Genomic DNA, 1,332 nt, shown 5'->3' with positions numbered 1-1,332 from the left:
CATTTCTGCAATACTGTACTGAGATGTGCGTGAGTTTGGTTTGCGTCAATCTATACGGCGTCGTGTGGGAGGTTGGTCCCGCGCCTCGATGAAAATCGCGCCCGACGAGCCTAGATATTTGTTCGGCTTCTGAAGCCGAGTAGGAGCTCAGGTTGATCGCCAGGCCGGTATACCGTTCACGTCATCTGTGTGCAGCATCGCAAAACCAGGTGGGTTGTTACTCGTGTGTCTGCAGGGTCAAGCGTTCATGGCGCTTGACCCTGCATCAAATTCGCTGTGGTGTGCCGTGATGGCCCAGGCGATTCGGGCCAGTTTGTTGGCGATAGCGCACACCACCAGGTTGGGGTGGTGAACACGTAGCAAGCCACGTACCCAGTCCGCCAGCTTGCCGGTTTTGCGCTCCAGCCCAATCAGATAGACCCTCGCGCACTGGATCAGCAGTCGTCGCTGATTGCCGTCGCCCCGCTTGCTGATTCGCCCCAGGCAAGGTTTGCCGCCTGTCGTGTGCTGCCTGGGAACCAGGCCTATGGAGGCTGAATAATTTCGCCCACAGCGGAACTGCTTACCATCACCCAATTCCGCAGCCAGGGCGGTAGCGGTGATCGGGCCAATACAAGGTATCGACATCAAACGGGAAGCAAGATCATCGCTAACGGCCTGGCTATGCACTTCCTTGTCCAGAGCCTTGATCCGATCATCGAGATAGCGGAAGTGGGCATGTAGGTCCAGCAACAGCTTCTTGATCAACGGTGAGAAGGTACTGTCGTCCAGCAGAATGGGGAGCTCCCGGACCGCCTTGAAGGTGGGTGCCAAACTGACCCCCACCTCGAGCAAATAAGCGTGGATGCGGTTCATGGTGGCAGTACGGTCTCTGATGAAGCTGTCGCGCAGTGAATTGAGCATCGCCAGCGCCTGCTGGGCCTCGGTTTTGGGAGGCACGAAGCGCATCTGATCGCGGGTTGCCGCCTCACCGATAGCGGCAGCATCGGCAAAGTCATTCTTGTTGCTTTTCACGTAGGGGCGAACGAACTGTGCGGGAATAAGTTTGGGCGTATGACCCTGTCTCGTCACCTCTCGCGCCATGAAATGAGAGCCACCACAGGCCTCCATCGCCACCGTACAGGGCGCAAGATTGGCAAGGTGGCGGATGAGTGACTCACGGTTGAACCTGCGGTGATAGAGCTCATGACCCCGATCATCCTGAGCGTGTACATGGAAGCTCAACTTTCCCAGGTCGATGGCGATGATGGCGACAGTGTTCATGGCGTTGCACTCCGATAGGCACCCTGTGAAAGCTTAGAGGGCTGACACAGGGTGGGGCGGGGGTAGCCA

General features: G+C 57.5%; 1 protein-coding gene. It reads right to left on the bottom strand.

The annotated features are described in order from the left end of the window. Positions 1–237: 237 nt before the first annotated feature. Positions 238–1,263 (bottom strand): IS110 family RNA-guided transposase, encoded by a 1,026-nt coding sequence (locus POF53_RS25870; protein WP_203646634.1) that lies wholly within the window; start codon positions 1,261–1,263, stop codon positions 238–240. Positions 1,264–1,332 lie beyond the last annotated feature (69 nt).

The sequence above is a fragment of the Mitsuaria sp. RG genome, from assembly GCF_028369275.1.
Lineage (GTDB): Bacteria > Pseudomonadota > Gammaproteobacteria > Pseudomonadales > Pseudomonadaceae > Aquipseudomonas > Aquipseudomonas peradeniyensis.
Note: the sequence above shows the minus strand (reverse complement) of the source record. Positions and strands in the feature narration are given on the sequence as shown.

Coding starts and splice junctions, on each gene's coding strand:
- POF53_RS25870 (WP_203646634.1), bottom strand. CDS start 1,263: ATGAACACTGTCGCCATCATCGCCATCGACCTGGGAAAGTTGAGCTTC.